1 protein-coding gene is annotated in these 1,340 nt (G+C 44.8%); it reads right to left on the reverse strand.

Features of this window, described 5'->3' with window-relative positions; genetic code table 11:
- A partial coding sequence (locus ACFIKB_RS08375) for a hemagglutinin repeat-containing protein (protein ID WP_375653280.1) occupies window positions 1–1,340 on the reverse strand: 1,340 nt, incomplete at both ends.

The following is a 1,340-nucleotide window of genomic DNA, read 5'->3' on the forward strand; positions in this document are numbered from 1 at the left end:
TGTTGTACACCCTTATGGGCGGTGGCAGTATCACGATTAAGGGAGGCTATGGCTTGCTCAACATCTTGCCCTGTCAACGCCTTCTGCCCTGCTTCATTTGTCAGCACAATAGTGCTATCGCTAATGGCGGATTTGGTATAGCCTTCCTCTGAATCTTTGGCTTTTGCATGATCTAAAACATTTTTGGCAATGTTTTTCCCGACACCATATTTGCCCTGATACATCGGACCACCCGCAGAAATGCTGATCCCATCGCTGCTGGCTTGCGCATGCGCACTGTTGCTGATGTCACTGGTGGTAATGCTTCCTGTGGTCAGGCTGTTTTTATCTGCCGGCGCGGTGCTTTCAATAATACCTCCAGTTAGGGTCGTTTTATCTTTAACGTTGATCTTAAAACCGCCATCACCCGCTTTGATGCCTGATTGTTCCACAACACTATGATAATCACTAGAGGATTTATCCTTGTTCAAGGATATATTGGTTGTGGCTGTACCATCCTTTTCTCGGCTATTATAACCAATGGCAACAGAGTTTTGTTTGCTGGAACTTTGTCCCGTATCACTGCGACTGGTAATGTTCAAATCACGACCAACCTCCATTTCTACATGGTTTGCAGAAACCACGGCACCTGCCAATGTGGTATCCTCTCCACTGCTGGTATGAACAGTGCCAGTGCCTATAATATGGCTGTTCTTTTGCTGAACCTCCTCACTGGAACCCTTGCCTTTACCAAAAGAAGCATTCCCCATCCAACCTGGACCACCGGTACCATAACTATACCCAACATTCATTGAAGCGCTTTGCGTATGGTTTTGTGTGCTTTGTGTGTTTTGCGCACTTTCAAAGAGGATATGTTGTCTTGCATCCAAGGTGATATTCCCGCTCTGTTCATCATTTGCATAGACTGGATTGGTACCAGCGATAATATCAGCGCCAATACTATGGATGCTGCCTTCATGGGCATGGATATTAATAGAACGCCCTCCTTCTATGCTATCTGTCACCGCAGTAGATGTCTGAACAGATGCCTCCTCCTTCTCTGTCTTAAAGCCCACGGTTACGCTAGCAGAAACATCAACAATATCACGAATAGACTGTTTGTTTCCACCTTTCATCCCATTATAAAGACCTTTGCCTTTGCTATAGAGATCATAGCCTTTTAGACCAGCAATAAGACCATTACCGATTTTGTGTTTTGTATCCCCATGACCAAAACGTTTGGCTGCATCCTTTACATCTTTTACTGTACCAAGAATACCCACATTGACAGAGCCTGTCACACCAGCAAAAGACTTTTCATGCTTTTCTTTTGCGTTAGAGGTATCATAGCTTTCTGATAG

It is taken from the genome of Bartonella sp. MR110HLJHH (genome assembly GCF_042194225.1).
In the GTDB taxonomy this organism is placed as follows: Bacteria; Pseudomonadota; Alphaproteobacteria; order Rhizobiales; family Rhizobiaceae; genus Bartonella; species Bartonella grahamii.